General features: G+C 41.3%; 16 protein-coding genes and 1 riboswitch. Of the genes, 10 read left to right on the forward strand and 6 right to left on the reverse strand.

The window, feature by feature from the left end; all coding sequences use genetic code 11:
* Positions 1-76 precede the first annotated feature (76 nt).
* Both R2S08_RS20570 and R2S08_RS20575 read left to right on the forward strand, forming a co-directional pair.
* Entirely contained in the window at positions 77-1,594 is a 1,518-nt protein-coding gene (locus tag R2S08_RS20570; RefSeq protein WP_316836899.1) for a glycoside hydrolase, read from the forward strand.
* A gap of 187 nt (positions 1,595-1,781) precedes the next feature.
* The gene (locus R2S08_RS20575; RefSeq protein ID WP_316836900.1) at positions 1,782-2,663 is read left to right on the forward strand and encodes a polyphosphate kinase 2 family protein; all 882 of its coding nucleotides are present in this window, start codon (positions 1,782-1,784) and stop codon (positions 2,661-2,663) included.
* Between the two features lie 5 nt (positions 2,664-2,668).
* On the opposite strand, the gene R2S08_RS20580 is transcribed toward R2S08_RS20575, so the two are convergent.
* On the reverse strand, positions 2,669-3,871 hold the full coding sequence (locus R2S08_RS20580; protein WP_316836901.1) for a serine hydrolase: 1,203 nt from the start codon (positions 3,869-3,871) through the stop codon (positions 2,669-2,671).
* Between the two features lie 67 nt (positions 3,872-3,938).
* Positions 3,939-4,139, forward strand: a riboswitch (cobalamin riboswitch).
* Between the two features lie 95 nt (positions 4,140-4,234).
* Here R2S08_RS20580 and R2S08_RS20585 point away from each other — a divergent pair.
* From R2S08_RS20585 to R2S08_RS20610, 6 genes are all read left to right on the forward strand, one after another.
* Positions 4,235-6,274 carry a TonB-dependent receptor gene (locus R2S08_RS20585; RefSeq protein WP_316836902.1) on the forward strand — a complete coding sequence of 680 codons (2,040 nt, stop codon included), beginning with the start codon at positions 4,235-4,237 and terminating at the stop codon, positions 6,272-6,274.
* Positions 6,271-7,422, forward strand: coding sequence for a YncE family protein (locus R2S08_RS20590; protein WP_316836903.1), 1,152 nt, complete (start codon positions 6,271-6,273; stop codon positions 7,420-7,422). The genes R2S08_RS20585 and R2S08_RS20590 overlap by 4 nt, the downstream gene beginning before the upstream one ends.
* A 25-nt stretch (positions 7,423-7,447) precedes the next feature.
* Positions 7,448-8,563, forward strand: coding sequence for a cell surface protein (locus tag R2S08_RS20595; protein ID WP_316836904.1), 1,116 nt, complete (start codon positions 7,448-7,450; stop codon positions 8,561-8,563).
* Between the two features lie 23 nt (positions 8,564-8,586).
* Positions 8,587-10,452: a TonB-dependent receptor plug domain-containing protein gene (locus R2S08_RS20600; protein WP_316836905.1), complete on the forward strand. Its 1,866-nt coding sequence runs from the start codon at positions 8,587-8,589 to the stop codon at positions 10,450-10,452.
* Between the two features lie 37 nt (positions 10,453-10,489).
* Entirely contained in the window at positions 10,490-11,080 is a 591-nt protein-coding gene (locus R2S08_RS20605) for a DUF6580 family putative transport protein (protein WP_316836906.1), read from the forward strand.
* Positions 11,081-11,149: 69 nt separating this feature from the next.
* Positions 11,150-12,085, forward strand: a complete 936-nt coding sequence (locus R2S08_RS20610; RefSeq protein ID WP_316836907.1) for an ABC transporter substrate-binding protein — start codon at positions 11,150-11,152, stop codon at positions 12,083-12,085.
* Here R2S08_RS20610 and R2S08_RS20615 read toward each other — a convergent pair.
* The 5 genes from R2S08_RS20615 to R2S08_RS20635 form a co-directional block, all read right to left on the reverse strand.
* A complete protein-coding gene (locus R2S08_RS20615) occupies positions 12,077-13,840 on the reverse strand; it encodes a hypothetical protein (protein ID WP_316836908.1) in 1,764 nt (587 codons plus the stop codon). The two genes, R2S08_RS20610 and R2S08_RS20615, sit on opposite strands and share 9 nt — an antisense overlap.
* Positions 13,840-14,799: a FecR family protein gene (locus R2S08_RS20620; protein WP_316836909.1), complete on the reverse strand. Its 960-nt coding sequence runs from the start codon at positions 14,797-14,799 to the stop codon at positions 13,840-13,842. The genes R2S08_RS20615 and R2S08_RS20620 overlap by 1 nt, the downstream gene beginning before the upstream one ends.
* A gap of 10 nt (positions 14,800-14,809) precedes the next feature.
* The gene (locus R2S08_RS20625) at positions 14,810-15,394 is read right to left on the reverse strand and encodes an RNA polymerase sigma-70 factor (RefSeq protein WP_316836910.1); all 585 of its coding nucleotides are present in this window, start codon (positions 15,392-15,394) and stop codon (positions 14,810-14,812) included.
* A 76-nt stretch (positions 15,395-15,470) separates the two neighbouring features.
* The gene (locus tag R2S08_RS20630) at positions 15,471-16,130 is read right to left on the reverse strand and encodes a DUF4833 domain-containing protein (protein WP_316836911.1); all 660 of its coding nucleotides are present in this window, start codon (positions 16,128-16,130) and stop codon (positions 15,471-15,473) included.
* 38 nt (positions 16,131-16,168) lie between these two features.
* Positions 16,169-17,236, reverse strand: a complete 1,068-nt coding sequence (locus R2S08_RS20635; protein ID WP_316836912.1) for a hypothetical protein — start codon at positions 17,234-17,236, stop codon at positions 16,169-16,171.
* Between the two features lie 356 nt (positions 17,237-17,592).
* Here R2S08_RS20635 and R2S08_RS20640 point away from each other — a divergent pair, with 356 nt between their 5' ends.
* Together R2S08_RS20640 and R2S08_RS20645 are read left to right on the forward strand one after the other, a co-directional pair.
* The gene (locus R2S08_RS20640; RefSeq protein WP_316836913.1) at positions 17,593-17,796 is read left to right on the forward strand and encodes a methylated-DNA--[protein]-cysteine S-methyltransferase; all 204 of its coding nucleotides are present in this window, start codon (positions 17,593-17,595) and stop codon (positions 17,794-17,796) included.
* A gap of 111 nt (positions 17,797-17,907) precedes the next feature.
* The gene (locus R2S08_RS20645) at positions 17,908-18,801 is read left to right on the forward strand and encodes a LysR family transcriptional regulator (protein WP_316836914.1); all 894 of its coding nucleotides are present in this window, start codon (positions 17,908-17,910) and stop codon (positions 18,799-18,801) included.
* Positions 18,802-18,804 lie beyond the last annotated feature (3 nt).

Genomic DNA, 18,804 nt, shown 5'->3' on the forward strand with positions numbered 1-18,804 from the left:
GATTTAATTCCATAGACTGGTTGGTTAGAGTAGCTAATTTTTTTCTAAATATAAATTAACTAAAAAATCAATTTCTATGACATTTAAAACAATTAACATCTCCTTGCTTGCAGTGATTGCGCTTGGGGCTGCAAGCTGCAAAAAGAATTCTGCAGAAGAGCTGATCTCAAAAGGACAGGGTCTTAAAATGTCTTCAAAGACATCAACAACGGCTGCTCTTGCGGGTGGCGCAGACATTACTTTGAACTGGGACCAAACCTACCAGCGTATTGATGGCTTTGGAGCATTTGGCGGCCGTATTGTCCCTTTTTTTGAATCTCCGAAACGGGATAGTATCATGGGTTACCTATGGGGGCAACAGGGTTTACAGCTAAACATTGTCCGCGGTAAAGTACTGCACACGTATGCTTTTAATAAGCAAACAGGTGTAGTCACTATTAAGCCTGCAGGGACAGATATCAATGTTGATGTAACCAGCAGTGCTTATACTTCTCTTACAGATGTTCAGAAAGAACAATTGGGGCAATTATGGATCCTGAAAAAAATAAAGGAACGGTACCAGGTTCCAATCACTATTGCCAGTACCTGGACTCCACCATTGTCGATGAAGACCAATACCAGTAGTGAAAGTGCTAAAGGGTTTAATGGATTAAATTTTAACACCAGTTCTACTGATTTTGCAAATTACCTGGCGGGTTTTGCAAAAGCGTTTCAAACTGAAGGCGTGAACTTTTATGGAATATCTCCTTGTAATGAGCCTGAGAATGTGTTTTCAGACTGGGATGCGTCTTATTGGAACTCCAGTCATCTCGGTCAATTTGTAACCAATAACCTCAGGCCGGCCTTGAATCAGCAAGGATTAAACGGCACAAAGATCATTTCATCAGAGAATGCAGCATGGGGGACGGCTAATTCTTTCCTTGCTGGTATGGATAAAAGTAATGTGGATATCCTGGCTGGACATGGTTACGTTGAAATGGGGGATCTGATTTTAGGTAAACGAGGCCTGAACCAGAACCCGGTAACCTGGAATTATGCAACAGGAAACAGACCGGTTTGGATGACAGAAACTTCTGATGATAGCGGTAATTATGATAACACGATTACAGGTGGGTTGAAATTTGCGACGAGTATGCATAAGTTTATGTCAGAATGCAATGTGAATGCCTTTATATACTGGCTGGGTATGTTGGCCATCAGAAACAATGAATCTCTTATTTGTACCAATGGTGACGGCTCTCTGGATTTTCCAAAGACCTATGATGTAATGGGGCAATTTTCCCGCTATGTGCATGCCGGATATTTTCGCTTCGGGGCAACGGTGCAGAACAATTCGGATCTCAAGGTCTCTGCTTACAAAGATCCGGCAACAGGTAAATTCAGCCTGGTCGCCATTAATCCTGGTACGCAAACCATAACGACCACCTTGCACCTTCAGGGATTTTCGGCCGGAACATTAAACAGCTATCAGACAACAGGGACCAGCAGCGCGCACTGGCAGCAAGGCAGCCCACTTACAGTAGCCTCAGATGGCAGCTTTACTTTGAGTATCCCTGCGCAGAGCGTGATTACTTTTACAGGTCAGAAAAACTGATTTAGAAAAACAGATTGCTCTCGTTAATAAAAGGCCGGTAAAACGAATCGTTTTGCCGGCCTTTTATTCCATAGGTTACCTTGATCTTTTGAATTAATCACTAAAATTTTAGTATTATTGAAATAAGCATCCTTTTATTTTAAAAGCGTATGATCTATTAAAATAAAGAAGACTTAAATTCTAACCTATGAAAAAAGACATCGAAAAATACCTTGCAGAACCTGGAACTAAGATATCCTTTAAAGACTATGCAACCAGTTATTCCGGAAAATTGGATAAGGAAGACGGACTAATGGAGCTTCAGGAGGCTAAAGACAAATTAGACGATTTTCAGGAAACGCTGTATGCGGCAAATTCCCGCTCCTTGCTTGTCATTTTCCAGGCAATGGATGCTGCAGGAAAGGACAGTGCTATAGAGCACGTGATGTCTGGATTAAATCCACAGGGTTGTCAGGTCTATAGTTTTAAAACGCCAAGTGCAGAAGAGTACAGTCATGATTTTTTATGGAGGCATTATAAAGCCTTGCCCCAAAGTGGGAAAATTGGCATTCATAACCGTTCTCATTATGAAAATGTACTGGTATGTAAAGTTCATCCCGAGTATATCCTTGCAGAGAATATTCCTGGTTATACCGATGTTAAGAATATAGATAAAGATTTCTGGCAGAAACGTTACGAAAGCATCAGGAATTTTGAACAACATCTCAGCAGGAATGGAACCGTGATATTGAAATTCTTCCTGTATGTTTCTAAAGACGAGCAGAAAGCTCGTTTTCTGGACAGGATTAAAGACCGTACAAAGAACTGGAAGTTTTCAGAGGGGGATATTGTAGAGCGTCAGTATTGGGATAAATATATGGAAGCTTATGAAGAGGCGATCCAGGAAACCTCTACAAAAGAAGCGCCCTGGTTCATTATTCCTGCAGATAAAAAGTGGTATACCCGTTTGGCCATCAGCCAGATCATTGTTGATACCCTGGAGAAAATGAAGCTTGAATTTCCAGTCTTGCCAAAAGACAAGACCGAGAAATTGAAAGACATAGAAAAACGCTTACTGGAAGAGGAATAAGCGATTTATTTTCTGCTCAGTTCATAGGCATAGATCATTTTGCCCAGGTTTTTCATGAAAGGATAACAGATGGTTTCATACTCGTATTTTCCATCGTTGAAGATGCCGTCTTCATTAGATTGAACCACTGCTGTCAAAAAGAATTCGACCTGGTGCCTGCTGTCTTTGAAATAAGCATTGTCAATGATGAAGCCGTAAGAATCGCCATATTTATTAAATATTTTGAGGTCAGGCAGTAGTGTTGCGTCTTTTTCCCGTCCGTAATACAGCATTTTAGCATAGGTTGGCCAAAATTCTTTCGGGTCATATTTTGGATAATCACTTTCTGTAGGCAGTTTACTCATATAGGTATAGATCAGCTTATAATCTGAAGGACTAAGGTGAAAACGTTCATTTGCCGGATAAGCTTCTGGTGCAATCAGCCTTTTCATTAAAGATTGCTGGTCGGGAACGGAGAAGGCGTTTTTGTTTTCGAGGCTGAAGGGCTTATTGACCAGATGTTCACTGCTGTCTAAATAGGCTTTTCCCATTAAGGTGTTGCTGAGCCGCAGCGGATATTCTTTAGGATCATATTGTGCTGGCTGACTGTAGACCAACTGCTCTCCATTATAGAACCGGATGGGATTGGTGTGCTTAGCAGGTTCTCCAGAATCTCCTATGGCCAGACGGTTTAATATCCGGCTGTTCCTTAAACTATATTTCTTTAATTTGGCATTGATTTCTGCTCTTCCAATAAATTCAAACAATCGGTTAAAGGCATCATTGTCACTGGTGAGCAGGATTTTTTTGATATAATGCTCCAAAGAGGGCAGCCCGTTTTCAGCCGTTAGATCTTGGTGTACCTTAGTTTGGCCCTGGAAACTGCTGTCTGTAAGCATCGTACTCCGTGCCGTCAGACCTTTTATCTTCAAATCGTTCAGTTTCTCTAATGCGAATATCACTGCGGCGAGTTTAACTGTACTGGCCGGATAGAAATAATGGTGCGCATTGAGATTGTAGCTGTAGGATTTAAATATAGGTTTGTTGTTTTTATCCCTATTGATCTGAGTATACAATACCTGAACTTCGTGCTTTTGCGGATGATCCAGAACAGTTGAAAACAATTCTGGTTTGGATTCCATCATTTTTTTTAAAAATACAGTGTCTGTTTGCTGTGCCATGGTATTCAGGCTGAATATGCCGAGTAAAAAGGTGATGTTTTTAAACATATTAAAGGTTTGTTGATCCTTTAAAGATAACAAAATGAGATTTATTTGCGAAGGCTCACAAATTTGATACCTTTGCAGCGCTTTTGGTTCCTGGTATTGTAGAATTTCAGGATTAAAAGGGAATATGGTGTAAATCCATAACTGTCCCGCAGCTGTAAGCTTCAAAACGGAGGTCTAATTCTTCGCCACTGTTTAAACATAGGTTTAAATGGGAAGGCAAGACCTCCGGAAGTAAGTCAGAAGACCTGCCACCAGCATTAGAATTTCATAGCTTTCGGGGATTGAAGCTAGGAGTGAGTGCTTTATTTATGTATTTCATTTCTTTAATCTAACTGTTTGCTGTGGGTAATACTCACAACAAAAATGATAAGAACCAGAATTGCCTTTAGGGGTGATAAATATTGTTTTTATGCTTTTTTGGCTATACTATGGTTTCATTGTATCCGGCCAGAGGCACTTTTTGCGCAAAGCGATTCGCTGAAGAAAGCCAACGAGCTGAAAGAAGTGAAGATACAAGCGATTAAGCTCAGCCGCAGGCAAACGTCTTCTACGCCTTTACAAATTCTGTCTGGTGCAGACCTGGAAAAGCTAAATAGTTTATCTGTTGCAGATGCCGTCAGGTTTTTCTCTGGTGTTCAATTGAAGGATTATGGAGGTATAGGTGGGCTAAAGACCATCAATGTGCGAAGCATGGGTACCAATCATACAGCTGTTTTTTACGATGGTGTTCCCATTACGAATGCCCAAAACGGACAGGTAGATCTAGGCAAATTCTCCCTGGATAACATTGAAGAAATAGAACTCTATAGCGGTCAGAAAAGTGAGATCCTCCAGTCGGCGAGAGGTTTTGCTTCTGCCAGTTCGATTTACCTGAATACCCGGCAGCCAAAGTTTGAAAAAGGGGAACAGGACCATTTAAAACTGGCACTGAAAACAGGTTCATTTGGGTTAATTAATCCGTCTTTATTGTGGCAGCACAGGTTGAATGACCGTGTTTCTGCGAACCTGAGTACTGAATATACCCAATCAAACGGAAGGTATAAATTCAGGTACACCAATGGCGTGTATGATACGACAGCGGTTCGCAACAATGGAGATGTGGAGCGGATGAGGGTAGAGGCCGGGCTGAATGGGATATTACCCGACAGCAGTACATGGAATGCAAAAGTCTATTTTTATAAGGATCAGATGGGTTTACCTGGGCCGATTATTGGGAACAGGTTTGATTATGATCAGAGAAGCTGGAGCAGGAACCTGTTTGTGCAATCTTCTTATGCAAAGAAGATCACGGAGGCCTATCGTTTGAAGGCGCTGGCCAAGTATTCCAATGATTATACCCGTTATCTTGATCCGGACTTTGTAAATCTGGATGGTCTGTTAAATAACCGTTTTCACCAGCATGAGTTTTATCTGTCTGTGGCCAATCAATATGAAATCAACTCCTGGTGGACCACAGTGCTGTCTGGCGACTATCAGCTGAATACACTGGATGCAAATCTGGATCATTTTCCTTTTCCTACAAGACATACATTTTTGTTGGCATTGGCCACCCAGTTTCATTTTGACAGGCTGGACGTTCAGGCCAGCTTACTTGGAACATTTGTGGACGATAAAGTGAAATATTATACCGCTGCGGGTAGTAAACAGGAATTTACGCCAACCCTGATGCTTTCCTGGCAGCCTTTTGAGCAGAAAGAATTCAGGATACGGTCTTTCTTTAAAAGCATTTTTAGAATGCCAACCTTTAATGACCTTTATTACACTTTGATTGGCCGTACCAGCCTTAAACCAGAATACACCAAACAATACGATCTTGGCTTTACCTATGCAAAACTGTTTGAGAATACGGTACTCCGTTCCTTCTCCCTGCAAACAGATGCCTATTTCAACCGGGTGAAGGATAAAATTATAGCAGTGCCAGGAAACAATGGCTTTAGATGGAGTATGAAGAATTTAAATCTGGTTGATATTAAAGGAATCGACGTCAATATGCAGTCCGGCTGGAGTGTAGACCAAGAACTTCAGCTCAATATGGGCTTAACCTACACTTATCAGCAGGCACAGGATGTCACACCAGGCACAGCTTATTACAAAAATCAAATTCCATATATTCCATTGCACAGCGGTTCCTTTATGGGAGGGGCACAATGGAGAAATTATAGTTTCAACTACAGTTATATCTATACCAGTGAGCGGTACAACCAGGCAGCTAATATCCCGGTTAACTATGTGAAACCCTGGTACACGCACGATATCGCTTTCCATTACAATACCCTTATCGGGAAAAATAAAATCAGGCTAACCGCAGAAGCTAACAATCTGTTCAATCAATATTATGATGTGGTGGAGAATTTTCCGATGCCTGGCCGCTCTTATCGTTTCACCTTATCCTATCAGCTATGAAATACATGAAATTTTTAAAATATGGTATGATCATTATCCTCATGGTAGTTTTTTCATCCTGCCGTAAAGATCCTCAGCCCATTCCTGAAGAAATTACCAATACGCTATTTCCTGCAGAGCCAAATGCTAGGGTAAAAGGGATGTATGTCGTCAATGAGGGAAATATGAATATGAACAAGGCCTCATTGGATTATGTCGACTTTACCCAGGGACTCTACCGTAAGAATATTTTCAATCAGGTGAACCCGGATGTCACAAAAGGCCTGGGGGATGTGGCAAATGATATTGGGGTTTATGGCGCCAAACTCTATGTCGTGGTTAATATTTCCAATAAGATCGAAGTAATGGATGTTAAAACGGCGAAACGGATTAAAATGATTGACCTGGTGAATTGTCGTTACGTAACCTTTCATGGCAACAAGGCCTATGTGAGTGCGTACTTAGGCAAAGTAGGCGATCCTAAAGCGCCTCAGGGTATTGTAGCCGAAATAGATACGGCAACGCTTCAGATTACGCGTAAAATTGAGGTTGGACGCCAACCGGAAGAAATGGCTGTTGTAGGCAACAAACTCTACGTGGCAAATTCAGGAGGCTATAGTCCACCTAATTATGAAAGAACGGTATCCGTAATTGATATGGATTCTTTCACAGAGATCAAAAGGATTGACGTGGCTGTTAACCTCCACAGGTTGAAAGCAGATCAGTACGGAGACCTCTATGTAACCTCCAGGGGTGATTATTATGATATTCCTTCTAAGCTGTTTGTCATTGATACCAAGACCGATCTGGTGAAAAAGACATTTAATGTTGCTGCAAGCAATTTGGCAATAGATGGTGATAAAGCCTATGTCTATAGTACAGAATATAGCTATATCACAGGAGAGAATACCATTTCTTATTCCATGATCAATGTGAAGGACGAGACCATTATTCCCGGCAGTTTTATCAGTGACGGAACAGATAAGAAAATCAAAATACCATATGGTATTGCTGTACATCCAATAACTAAGGATGTTTTTGTAAGTGATGCTACAGATTATGTTACCCCCGGCAGATTGTATTGTTTCGGTCCTGATGGAAGGCAGAAATGGTCTGTAGAAACCGGGGATATTCCTGCCAGTTTCGCTTTTGTATACAAAACCAACTAATTCATAATTAAACAAGCAAATTTCTATGAAACTAAACATTTACTTAAGAGTAGCCGTAATTGGCCTGATCATTTTTACAACATCCTGTAAAAAAGACAAAACAACTGTTTTTCCAGACTTCAAGATGAATGTCGAAAACAAAGAGGTTGTTGGCGAATTAAATAAACCCGTTACATTTTCCGTTTCAATTACAAACGGAGTTGTTTTTAGCAGCGAATGGAAGCTGGATGGTGTGAGTGTGGGCACAACAACCAATTATGTTTTTACAGCGGTAAAGTCTGGAACTTACACACTGGAATATACCTCTAATTTCGATGGTGGACAATACACTTACCTATATAATTTGACCATAAATGCACCTGAGGTTCCGGTTACGGAGAAAAGCAATCCCTATGTTACCCAGTTGTTTGAATTTATGCCAGCACCAGGACAGTTTATAAATACCTCCCTTGCCAATGAAAGTACTGGAAAAGCCATTCTTGGAGGTCAATCGAACATGATCTGCCTGGGGGCCTGGGGAGGATATGTGGTGCTTGGTTTTGACCATACCGTTATCAATCAACCAGGTAAGGAAGACATTATGGTATATGGTAATGCGTTTAATAATTTTGCGGAGCCAGGTGTAATTTGGGTGATGCAGGATGAAAACGGGAATGGAAAACCAGATGATACCTGGTATGAAGTAGCTGGAAGTGAATTCAATAAAACAGGTTACAAAAGAGCATATTCGGTAACTTATACCCGTCCAACGCCAGTTACAGCCGATGTGCCATGGAAGGATAACCTGGGCAACACCGGAGTAGTAAAAACCAATGTATTCCATAAACAATCTTATTTCCCCGAATGGATAAAAGGCAATGAGTATACGCTGACAGGAACTTTATTGCCAAGTACCAATATAAACGAGAGCAATCCTTCTTATATCACTAGTTCGCAGTTTGCATGGGGATATGCAGACAATACACCTGGAGGCGATAAAATTGATATTGCCAATGCCGTAGACAGTAAAGGAAATAAAGTGGTACTGAAAGGTATCGATTTTATCAAGATCCAGACAGGCATCCAGTATAATATGGGCTGGCTTGGGGAGCAATCTACCGAAGTTACAGGGGTAGCTGATCTAAGTTTGTTAAAGAATTAATACCTTTAAAACCAATCAACAAAATGAATATTAAAAATTACGTATTAATCGCATCAGGATTAACTTTTAGCCAGATGATGCTGGTGAATGATGCAAAAGCACAAAAAGAGATCAAGCTGGATTCAGTGGTCATTAGCACCACTAAAAATGATCAGAAACAGTCGCAAACCGGTAAAGTAGTAACGATTATTGGAAGTGATGTCTTAGATCGCAGCCATGGAAAGAATTTGACAGACTTGTTGAATGAACAGGCCGGTATTGTTGTTGGCGGAGCCACGGGAAATGCCGGATTGAATAAAAGCTTGTTTGTAAGAGGGGCGGGGAGCGCCTATGCAGTTGTACTCATTGATGGGATTTTGGTGAATAATCCTGCAGGTGCTGCTTTTGATCTGCGGATGATCTCCATTGATCAGGTAGAACGTATAGAGATCCTGAAAGGTGGTCAGTCTACCATTTATGGATCTGATGCCGTTGCAGGTGTGATCAATATCATTACTAAAAAAGGTGGTAAAAATGGAAACAGCGTTTATGGTGTAGCCAGTTACGGAAGTTACAAAACCTATAAAGGAACTGTTGGAATTAGCAGCAAAGTAGATGATTTCTCTTATAATGTGGCTTATACCCAAGGTAAAACCGATGGTATTTCTGAGGCGGCTACTCCAGAGGGCAGTACTTCGGTTTTTGACAAAGATGGCAACAAGACAGGTGCTGTAAATGCAAATTTCTCTTTGCAGGCAACCAAAAACCTAAGCATCAGTCCTTTTCTCCGTTATTTCTACGGTCACTATGATTTTGACTCGGGAGCTTTTAAAGACAGCCCGACGAATAACTTTAAATTGAAACATTTTAACGGTGGTTTCAACACCAAATATGAGTTTGCAACTGGAAAGATTAACTTAAATTACAGTTATGAAGATTCTCAACTGGATTCAAAAGGAGATTATGGAACCAGTCTTTCTGAGGGTAAATTGAATTTTATCGATTTGTTTTACAACCAGAAAATTGGCTCTAAGCTGGATGTGTTGGTTGGTTTAGACAACAGAGCAACTAAATTCAGACTGAATGCTAATCAGCAACCATCTACAAACCTGTTTAGTACTTACGCTTCGGTTTTTATGCACGACCTGAGCATCTTTAACCTGGAAGTTGGCGGACGTTATAACAAACACAAACAATATGGTGAGAACTCTACTTTTAACATTACTCCGTCTATCAAAATCATTAAAGCGTTAAAATTATTTGGAACTTATTCGACAGCTTTCAAAGCCCCAACGCTGGAAAACCTGTTTGGAGCCTATGGAGCTAACTTAAACCTGACTCCTGAAAAATCGAAAAACTATGAGGCTGGATTTAACCTGAGTTTTGCAGATGATCGATATTCGTTACGTGTAGCAGGCTTTAAGCGCGATTTGACCAATGCGATTGTTTATGGAAACGTAGGTTATATTAATCAGGCAAATCAAAAAGCAAAGGGAGTTGAAGTAGAACCGGCAGTTCAAATAGGCGTTTTGCATTTTAAAGGCTACTATGCTTATGTAGAGGGAACTGAGTTTAACTTTGTAACCAACGCAGTTTCTGATTACCTGTTGCGCAGACCAAAGAATATTGTGGGCGTGAATGCTGGTGTTCAGGCTACTACAGCCTTGTATGTAAGTGCTAACTTTAAGTATAATGGAAAACGTCAGGATGGGGATTTTACCAATTATAAGGTAGTGGATCTGGCTTCTTACAAACTGCTTGATTTTTATGCTGAGTATGCTGTTGCTAAAAACCGGGTGAAATTTTTCGCCGATCTGAAAAATATTTTAAACGAAAAGTATACCGAGTTCTACGGCTATAATAGCATGGGCTTTAATATGAATGCAGGTATAAGTTTTAATATTCATTAAGAATTGGTATTTTTACATCTTCAAAATATAAACCAATATGTCACTAGAAAAAATCAACATCAGAAATTCTATTCTCATTCTGATTATAGTTGCTGCGGCAGCTACCCGTTTTTTACACCTGGGTAGTTTCAGTTCGTGGACCAATTTTACACCACTTGGTGCAATGGCCATGTTTGGAGGCGCTTATTTTTCGGATAAGGTAAAGGCTTATGCGGTTCCGTTAATTACACTTTTTGTAAGTGACCTGGTGGTAAATTATGCCTATTATCAAAAGATTGTTTTGTTTTATGATGGTGCTTTTTGGGTTTACCTGAGTTTTATACTGATGGTACTTGTGGGTACATTTATTAAAAAAGCCAATTTTACCAATGTTCTGATCGCTTCTGTGGTAACTGTATTTATTCACTGGATCGTTTCTGATATAGGAGCTGTATTAATGGTGGATTCGATGTATCCCAGAAGTTTTGCAGGCTACCTTCAGGCGCTTATAGGGGCTATTCCTTTTGAACGGAACTTATTGGTGAGCAATTTGGTTTACGGATTGCTGATGTTTGGTGGTTTTGAATATGCAAAAACGAAATTCCCTGCTTTGAGTTTTAACAAACAACAAGCGGTACAACATTCATAAAAATAAAATTAAATGAGCGAAGCCCTTTTGCACCAGTTGCAAAAGGGCTTTTTTTATTAAATTTGTGGTATGATAAAAATAGTTTCCTTTTTACCGGCAGCCACTAAGATGATTTACGATATGGGGCTGGAAGAACATCTGTATGGCGTTACATTTGAGTGTCCAAAAGAAGCGGCAGATCTACCTAAGGTGGTTCGTTGTGTGTTGGAAGGAAAGAACTATTCAAGTATAGAAATAGACCGGATATTCTCGGCCTCCAAAGCCCAGGGGAAGAGCCTTTACTGGGTAGATGAAGATTTGCTGGAAGAAATCAGTCCGGATGTGATTTTTACCCAGGATACCTGTGAGGTTTGTCTGATTGACACTGCCTGCACACTTTCTTCCATTCAGCATCTGAGCAAGCAACCCGAACTGGTCCAGTTGAGTCCAAATAACCTCGATGATGTTTTTAATTGTGCGGTGACCGTTGCCCGGGCAATAGGAAAAGAGGAAGTTGCTTTCCAATATCTTGCAGGATTAAAATCTGTGATGAACGCAATCCTTGACCGGTTGAGAGGGGCCGGAGCACCTTTAAAAAGAGTTATGCTGATGGAATGGATAGAGCCCATTTACAATTGCGGGCATTGGATTCCTTTTCAAATTGCAGCTGCCGGAGGCGTAGATATGTTGTCAAACCCTGCCGGTGACTCTGTTGTGAACAAATGGGAAAAGATCCAAAAATACAACCCCGAAGTCCTGGTTATAGCACCTTGCGGTTTTGATATCCGCAGGAGTGAAGAGGAAATGCATCTGCTCACCTCTAAGCCAGGTTGGAACGAATTAGAGGCTGTTAAGAATAATGCCGTATATCTTGCAGATTTCGATCTGTTTACCCAACCCAGTATTGGAACTTTGGTTAAAGGCGTGGAAGTATTGTCTTGCTTGTTCCACCCGGAAATCTTCCAGGCGGATGAGGCCTTGTCAAAGTACTTTAAGAAGTTTCAGACAGAGCTGATTTTAAAATAAAGTTAGTCCGGCATTCCAACCGAACCATCCTCTTGTATGGTTGCTGATCTCTGTAGAGTAATCGGGTGCTATCTGTTGTTTATAGCCGTTGCCACTGGAGCCCGGTGGCGCGCTGGAGTTGTAAACGGAATAGGCCGGACCTCCGAAAATGCTGAGGTTCTTAAACAATTTGACCTGCAGGTTAACCTGGTAACGCGTTAGTACATTGGAATGATCCCAGTTTCCCAGGTACAGAAACTGGGAACAAATCTCTGCGGCTATTGAAAAACGCTTTCCCATCAGGAAGTCGTGTCCAAAACCAATTCCAAAAGCTTTCACTTTTGCCGTATCCGAAAAATTCTGACCCAGCATCAGGATAGAATAGAATTTATCATTACCAAGTTTAACACTGGTATTATACATCCCGGTTTCATTGGTGGAAAGGCTGACCTTATGATAGCCGTTTTTTACAATGTTGATCAAACCGATGCTATAGCCATCAGATTGATCGGCAATATTAAGCAAGCCTATTTGTATACCTTTTAGTCTTTTAGTATAATTGATCAGACCGGACAGCTGGACACCATTTACTTGCTGCGATGTCAGGTTTAGTAGTCCTGCAGCCTGAAAACCACTCATGTCCCCATTCACCAGGTTCATAATTCCGGCCATCTGAAACCCAACTGCGTGTTTGCGAACGTGATTGAATATCCCTGCAGCCTGCAGTGTCTTGCTGTTTCCGCTTACTTCGTTCATGATACCTGCCATTTGCAAGCCTTTACTATCTCCAATTACCGTATTTAATATACCTGCAGCTTGTAAACCATTGAAGCTGCCCCCAACTACATTGAACAGACCTGCCATTTGAAGATATTGTGCGTCTCCCTTGTTCATATTGAACAAACCAGCGGCTTCAAAGCCGTTCAGGCCTGCCGTATATCCTCCAAACAGGTTTAAAGAGGCTTTATTTACAATCTGGGAGCTCATCATGCCATGCGAGCTCAGACCTGGGGTAATGGAAACCTGGAAGGGGCTGTTGGCAATAAAATCCGGGATATTCATACTTTGGATTCTTTGCTTGGATGAAACTAAAAACCGGCCTATTCCCATACGTTCCACCAGGTTGTTATTTGGACCACCTTTTCGTCTTTTACCGGTAACAGGATCGGTATCATCTGCATATCCTTCTGGTTTTATGGTGATGTTGGAGAGAAAGACCAGTGTGGTATCCCGGTAACTTTCCTTGCTGGCTGTTAAGATCACTTCATTGTAATCTCCACGGAAACGCAGCTTGAAATAGCCTTCATTATCGGTAAGCGTAGATTGCAGCAACCTTTTCTCATATACACTGGCCTGTTTTATTTTCAGTCCGGTTTTGGTGTCTGTTACATAACCGCTGATGAGGTAAAGCTTTTCTGCAGTGGTGATGTTGTCGGGTTCTATGGTGAGGTGCAATGCTGCTGAGCGGAGTATGATATACTGGCCTTCTTCTCGATAATCTATTTTTCCGTTAAACAGTTTGTCCAATACCTCTCTTACCGGGAGGTTTTGGGCAGAAAGGTTGACCAGGCTATCGGTTTTGAACAGGGTTCCCTGATAAGAAAAATAGAAGTTGGACGAGGTACTGATCCGGTTTAAAATGGATCCGATACTTTCCTTTTCTACATGTATATTTACCCTTCTGGACAAATTTCCCCCAACTGTGGGCTGTTGGGCCTGTACTTTACAGATGATCAGGGAGAGCATCAGGATTGCAGTTAATTTTCCTTTCATCATTAGCGGTTAGACAACAGGATCTTGCCCTGACTGCTTGTTGTTTTCAGATTTAAAGATTTGCAAATGATCCCTAAATTATAATCCAGTGAATTGTCCAGCTTTAACGTAGTACTTAGTGTCAGTTGTTGAACTTTTGGATCTTCAATGACTACATTGGCCTGATAGGCATCGTTCAAAGTTGTTGCAACGGAAGAAAGCGGGGTATTTTGCAGGATAAACAATCTGCTTCGGTAGTAATTGTACAGCTGATCGGTATTTTGCTGTTTCGTCAGGGCACCATTTTCTTCTGATATACGTACTTTCTCTCCCGGATGTAGTTCCACCTGTTCATTTTTGTAACTGACCTTTACGATACCCGTTTCTACAATGACTTCGGTTTGTTTGCCTGAATGCTTTACATTAAATGAGGTGCCTACTACTTTTACAGATACTTTATTGGCTTCTATGATGAAAGGTTTTTTCTTATTTGGGGTCACACTGAAAAATACATCACCTTGCAGCAAATGAATGCTGCGGTGTTCTTTGAAGTTGCTGGCAAAACTCAATACAGAGCGTTTATTCAATGTAAGTACAGAGCCATCCGGCAAAGTTTTGACCAGGACTTGCTGCCCTGCTTCTACACTTACATAAGATCCTTGACCAAATAGGGCCCAGGTGCCCCAGGCACCGGCCGCCAATAAAAAAACAGCCGCAATTTTCAACCATCCATAAGTTTTCCTCTTTAAGGGGATCACCTTAACTTCTGGTTTTTCTGCGGTCGTTTTTGCCTTAAATTTCAGCCAGGCTGCTTCTTCATCCACAGTACTTGTCCGTTCCAGTTTTTTACTGGTTTCCCAGATTCTGGAAAAATGCTCAAAATACGATTTGTTGGCCGGATCCTGATCTATCCACTGTTGCACCTCCGTATTTTCCCGGGCGCTGGTTTCGTTTAATAAAAACTTTACTAAAAGTTCGTCCATCCTGCTCATCCTAGTTCAAAAAATCTTTATAAAATATGATCCCTATTAAAATAAGGGCTAAAAAATCTACTAATTTTAACCTCAAGATCCTTAAGGCTTTGCCCATTTGATTTTCTATCGTTTTAATTGACAGACCAAGCTGTTCTGCAATTTCTCTGTATTTCAGTTCTTCAAAACGACTCATTTGGAAAATGGTCCGGCACTGTTCAGGGAGATCCTTCAGTGCTTCCTGAAGCTTCCATTCCAACTCATTCAATTCTGCCTTATGCGAGGCAGGTTCGCTATAGTTCAGGCTGAAAGCCGCATGTTCCTGGTAACGGGCCTTGACCTTCTCGTGCTTCAGGTAGTTCAAGGTATCGTTATGTACGCATTTATATAAATAAGCTTTTACAGAAAGGTCAATATTCAACAATTCACGCTTTTCCCAAAACCTCATAAACATATTCTGTACAATTTCTTCTGCCATTTCATCGTCTCTGATCATGGTGTTGACATAGACGTGCAGGGCTTTGTAATGGTCTTTGAATAACTTTTCAAAGGCCTGGTCATCATACAGACTGGTAGCCGGCCGGCTGGTGCTTTTGGTTAATTCCACTTTTTTATTTGTTGTTCAAAGATATCAGAATTTCGGTGCTGCAGCAATTTGTACTGAGGTGTCTTTGAACTTGTTTTTATATATTAATCCTTTGTAAAATTTCATTTCCATTGCTGTTTTGAATGGGGATCAGGTCTATATAACGGATCATGGGGAACCAGCGATAATGTTCATCCATGCTCACAAAAACCCTTTTTAACAAATAATCCTGTCCCTCATCTTTGATATAGATTCTGTACTGATGATCGGTTACTGATTTTTTTAAATACAGAGGCAATTGTTTATAGGCAATCAGGCGGATTTCATACTCGCCATTTCCAATTGGTTTAGTCAACAAGCCATAAGCATACTTCCTTTCTACAGGACTCAGTTCCCTTCTTTTGCCAGTGTCAGAATACCTGGTTAGACTGCTCTTTACGGGTTCCTTACTGCAGAGGGTACCATCTGCATTGTAATTCAATTCGTAGATAATTGTACAAACATCGTTTTCCGGAGTAACTTTGCGCAGTTCCTTTGGATAGACTTGTTCAAGTACGGAAGTGCACATCAGGAGTGTCAGACCAATGATCTTGATGATGTCCTCCCAGACATTCCTTTGTTTTAAGGTTTGTTTTTTTCTATAGAGCTTGTCTCTGTTTGCTGTACAGAACAAGATGAATTTCATCAGGAGGTAGCCTATGCGCACTGATGTAAATCTAATGACTTTCTTCTCTTTTTTTTCTGTTCCTGATAACATAAGATCTCTAGGTTTAATTGGAAAAGCCAGACCTGCGATTAGAATAAGACCTGTACCCCAGCGATGTACCCGAGGTATAACCCGGTAAACCGGCTGTTGTTGCTGCTGTCCCATCGTCTTAGGTAGCTGTGAACCATGTCTCTGCCTTCTTCACTACCGGTATTGATCAGGTTCAGTGAAGGACCTCCAAAAAGCTCTATACAGGAACTGACTCTCCAGGCTGGAAGTACTCTGATCGAAGATTTAAAGGTTCCCTCGCTTTTAAAGCGTGTTAAACCTGTTGAGGCTAGTTCCAAGTTGAGTCGAAAGGTATTGTAATGTAGCAGATGTGCACCTAAGCCAGCCTCAAAGGCATAAACTTCCTTGTCATTTTTAACATTATAACCTACACCCAGTATGCCATAAAGGAATTTTCCACCCGAACGGAAGGAGAGCATCAAGGTTTGGTTGTCGTCTATGCTGGTACTGATGCTTTTTTCGCCGTTTTTAATCAGGTTTAAAAAGCCAATTGGATAGTCTGAGCTGTCGGCCACGTTCATAAAGGCAGAGATCTGGGCACCTTTAACCTTTTTGGCTATGTTCATAAATCCGGAGATTTGGGTAGAGGTATTACCTGCTTCGTTCATGAAACCAGCCAACTGGAAGCCTTCCATGTTTTTAGATAAATTTGCAAAACCAGCTATTTGTGCGCCTCTCATGTCACCGGATATATTTGCAAAGCCGGCTACAGCAACGCCCTTACCCGAACCATAAGCATTCAGGAAGCCAGATACTGTTGTGCCTTCGGCACGATTACGTACGTGGTTGGAAAATCCTGCAACCAGTATGCCTTTGGAGTGATCACGGACTATATTACTCAGGCCAGCAACAGCAAGGCCTTCTTCTGCCGCGGATAGCCCGGCAATCAGGTTCAGAGAAAGGTTATTGGTGTCCAGTCCGGCTTTACTGCCGTTACTGCTCACCGGATAGACCAGCCCGATATGTACCTTGGTGCGTTTTCTGTCTTGTGCTTGTAGTGAAAATACGGTTAATGAAATTATAATGCCGCTTGTTATGGTTTTGAAACGAAAGGATAGGGGGTGTTTTTTGTAAAGTAAAGATTTCATTTGTTCTATTTTTGAGATGTGACAACAAACTCAGGTTTTACCCCTACGTGGTTATGCTTTTAATTCTGAAAATGGAAAATTTCACCCTGCTGCTTAGGGGCAGACGATATCAGGCGGGCTGAAGAAGCCCGCAGATCTCTGAGGCCGCCTCACCAGCAGGGTGAAATTTTCTGTAGCGAATTGCAGATATCGACCGCTTTAATACCTTTGTAAAGGGTAGGTAATGGATGATTTTGAGAGAAAGCTAAGCAGAAAAGACTTCGCTGTGCATTGATGGTTTCTATGGTGAGTATTTTGCAGGTAAGCGAACCGTTTTTTCTGTACCATTGTTTACGCCGGGTTCCGAATTTCAAAATTTGGTTTGGAAGGAATTGGAACAAATTCCTTTCGGTACAGCCAAATCGTATAAAGACCAGGCCATTGCTATTCAAAAGCCGGATGCTGTGCGTGCTGTAGCTAACGCAAATGGAATGAATCGTATATCGATACTTATACCCTGCCATAGGGTTATTGGCTCTGACGGCAAGTTGACCGGATATTGGGGGTGGAATATGGCGTAAACAATGGCTACTGGATCTGGAGAAGCGGTCTTATTGATCTTCTCGTTTTGCGAACTTAGCGTTAAAGATTTTAAAAAAGCGTATTTTTGAGCCTGTACCAACATAAAACGCATGGCAGATTTCAGGTTAGAGGTTTTTTATACAGTAGCAAAACGGCTGAGCTTTACCAAGGCTGCTGCAGCTTTATTCATTACCCAACCAGCTGTAACCAAACATATCCATGAGCTGGAACAGCAATACCAGAATAAACTGTTTGAAAGAAAAGGCAATAACATACAACTTACGGCTGCAGGCCAATTGCTGTTGGAACATGCTGAAACGCTGTTTGCGATTTACAGGACCATTGACTTTGAGATGAACGCCCTGGTACATAAAAAAGAAGGGAGTCTGCATCTGGGCGCCAGCAGCACGATCGCGCAATATGTTATTGCACCTATGTTAGCCAAATTCAGAAAGAAATTCAGTGACATCCAGCTTAAGCTGATCAGTGGGAATACTGGGCAAATTGAAAAATACCTGCTCGATAAAGATATTGAGCTCGGGATTGTGGAAGGAAAATCAAAAAACCAGGAAATTCAATATACAGAATTTATTAAAGACGAAATTGTCCTGGTCTGTGGTAAATACCATCCCTTAGCCAAGCAAGGAGAACTGGAAGCTGCGCAGTTACAGCAATATGCCTTTGTCCTTCGAGAGCAGGGCTCTGGAACACTTGAAGTTATAGATCACGCATTGAAAACATTGGGTATTAAACTTGCAGATCTCCCGGTGGAAATAGAATTAGGTGGTACTGAGAGCATTAAGTCTTATCTCGTCCATTCTGGTGCACTGGCTTTTCTCTCAATACATTCTGTTTTGAAAGAATTACAGACAGGGGTATTGCGGGTTGTTGAGGTAAAAGATCTGGCTATAGAAAGGAACTTTTATTTTATTCACCTGAAAGGAAAAGCAGATGGATTAGCTGAGGTTTTTATGCGCTACTCCAGGCAGCTGCATAACTTTTAGTTA

Source organism: Pedobacter nutrimenti (assembly GCF_032678445.1).
Lineage (GTDB): Bacteria > Bacteroidota > Bacteroidia > Sphingobacteriales > Sphingobacteriaceae > Pedobacter > Pedobacter nutrimenti_A.

Excerpts from the sequence above, each read along its gene's own strand:
- R2S08_RS20570 (WP_316836899.1), top strand. The coding sequence starts at position 77 with ATGACATTTAAAACAATTAACATCTCCTTGCTTGCAGTGATTGCGCTT.
- R2S08_RS20630 (WP_316836911.1), bottom strand. The coding sequence starts at position 16,130 with ATGTTATCAGGAACAGAAAAAAAAGAGAAGAAAGTCATTAGATTTACA.
- R2S08_RS20620 (WP_316836909.1), bottom strand. The coding sequence starts at position 14,799 with ATGGACGAACTTTTAGTAAAGTTTTTATTAAACGAAACCAGCGCCCGG.
- R2S08_RS20600 (WP_316836905.1), top strand. The coding sequence starts at position 8,587 with ATGAATATTAAAAATTACGTATTAATCGCATCAGGATTAACTTTTAGC.
- R2S08_RS20580 (WP_316836901.1), bottom strand. The coding sequence starts at position 3,871 with ATGTTTAAAAACATCACCTTTTTACTCGGCATATTCAGCCTGAATACC.
- R2S08_RS20595 (WP_316836904.1), top strand. The coding sequence starts at position 7,448 with ATGAAACTAAACATTTACTTAAGAGTAGCCGTAATTGGCCTGATCATT.
- R2S08_RS20575 (WP_316836900.1), top strand. The coding sequence starts at position 1,782 with ATGAAAAAAGACATCGAAAAATACCTTGCAGAACCTGGAACTAAGATA.
- R2S08_RS20615 (WP_316836908.1), bottom strand. The coding sequence starts at position 13,840 with ATGATGAAAGGAAAATTAACTGCAATCCTGATGCTCTCCCTGATCATC.
- R2S08_RS20610 (WP_316836907.1), top strand. The coding sequence starts at position 11,150 with ATGATAAAAATAGTTTCCTTTTTACCGGCAGCCACTAAGATGATTTAC.
- R2S08_RS20585 (WP_316836902.1), top strand. The coding sequence starts at position 4,235 with ATGATAAGAACCAGAATTGCCTTTAGGGGTGATAAATATTGTTTTTAT.
- R2S08_RS20590 (WP_316836903.1), top strand. The coding sequence starts at position 6,271 with ATGAAATACATGAAATTTTTAAAATATGGTATGATCATTATCCTCATG.
- R2S08_RS20645 (WP_316836914.1), top strand. The coding sequence starts at position 17,908 with ATGGCAGATTTCAGGTTAGAGGTTTTTTATACAGTAGCAAAACGGCTG.
- R2S08_RS20635 (WP_316836912.1), bottom strand. The coding sequence starts at position 17,236 with ATGAAATCTTTACTTTACAAAAAACACCCCCTATCCTTTCGTTTCAAA.
- R2S08_RS20605 (WP_316836906.1), top strand. The coding sequence starts at position 10,490 with ATGTCACTAGAAAAAATCAACATCAGAAATTCTATTCTCATTCTGATT.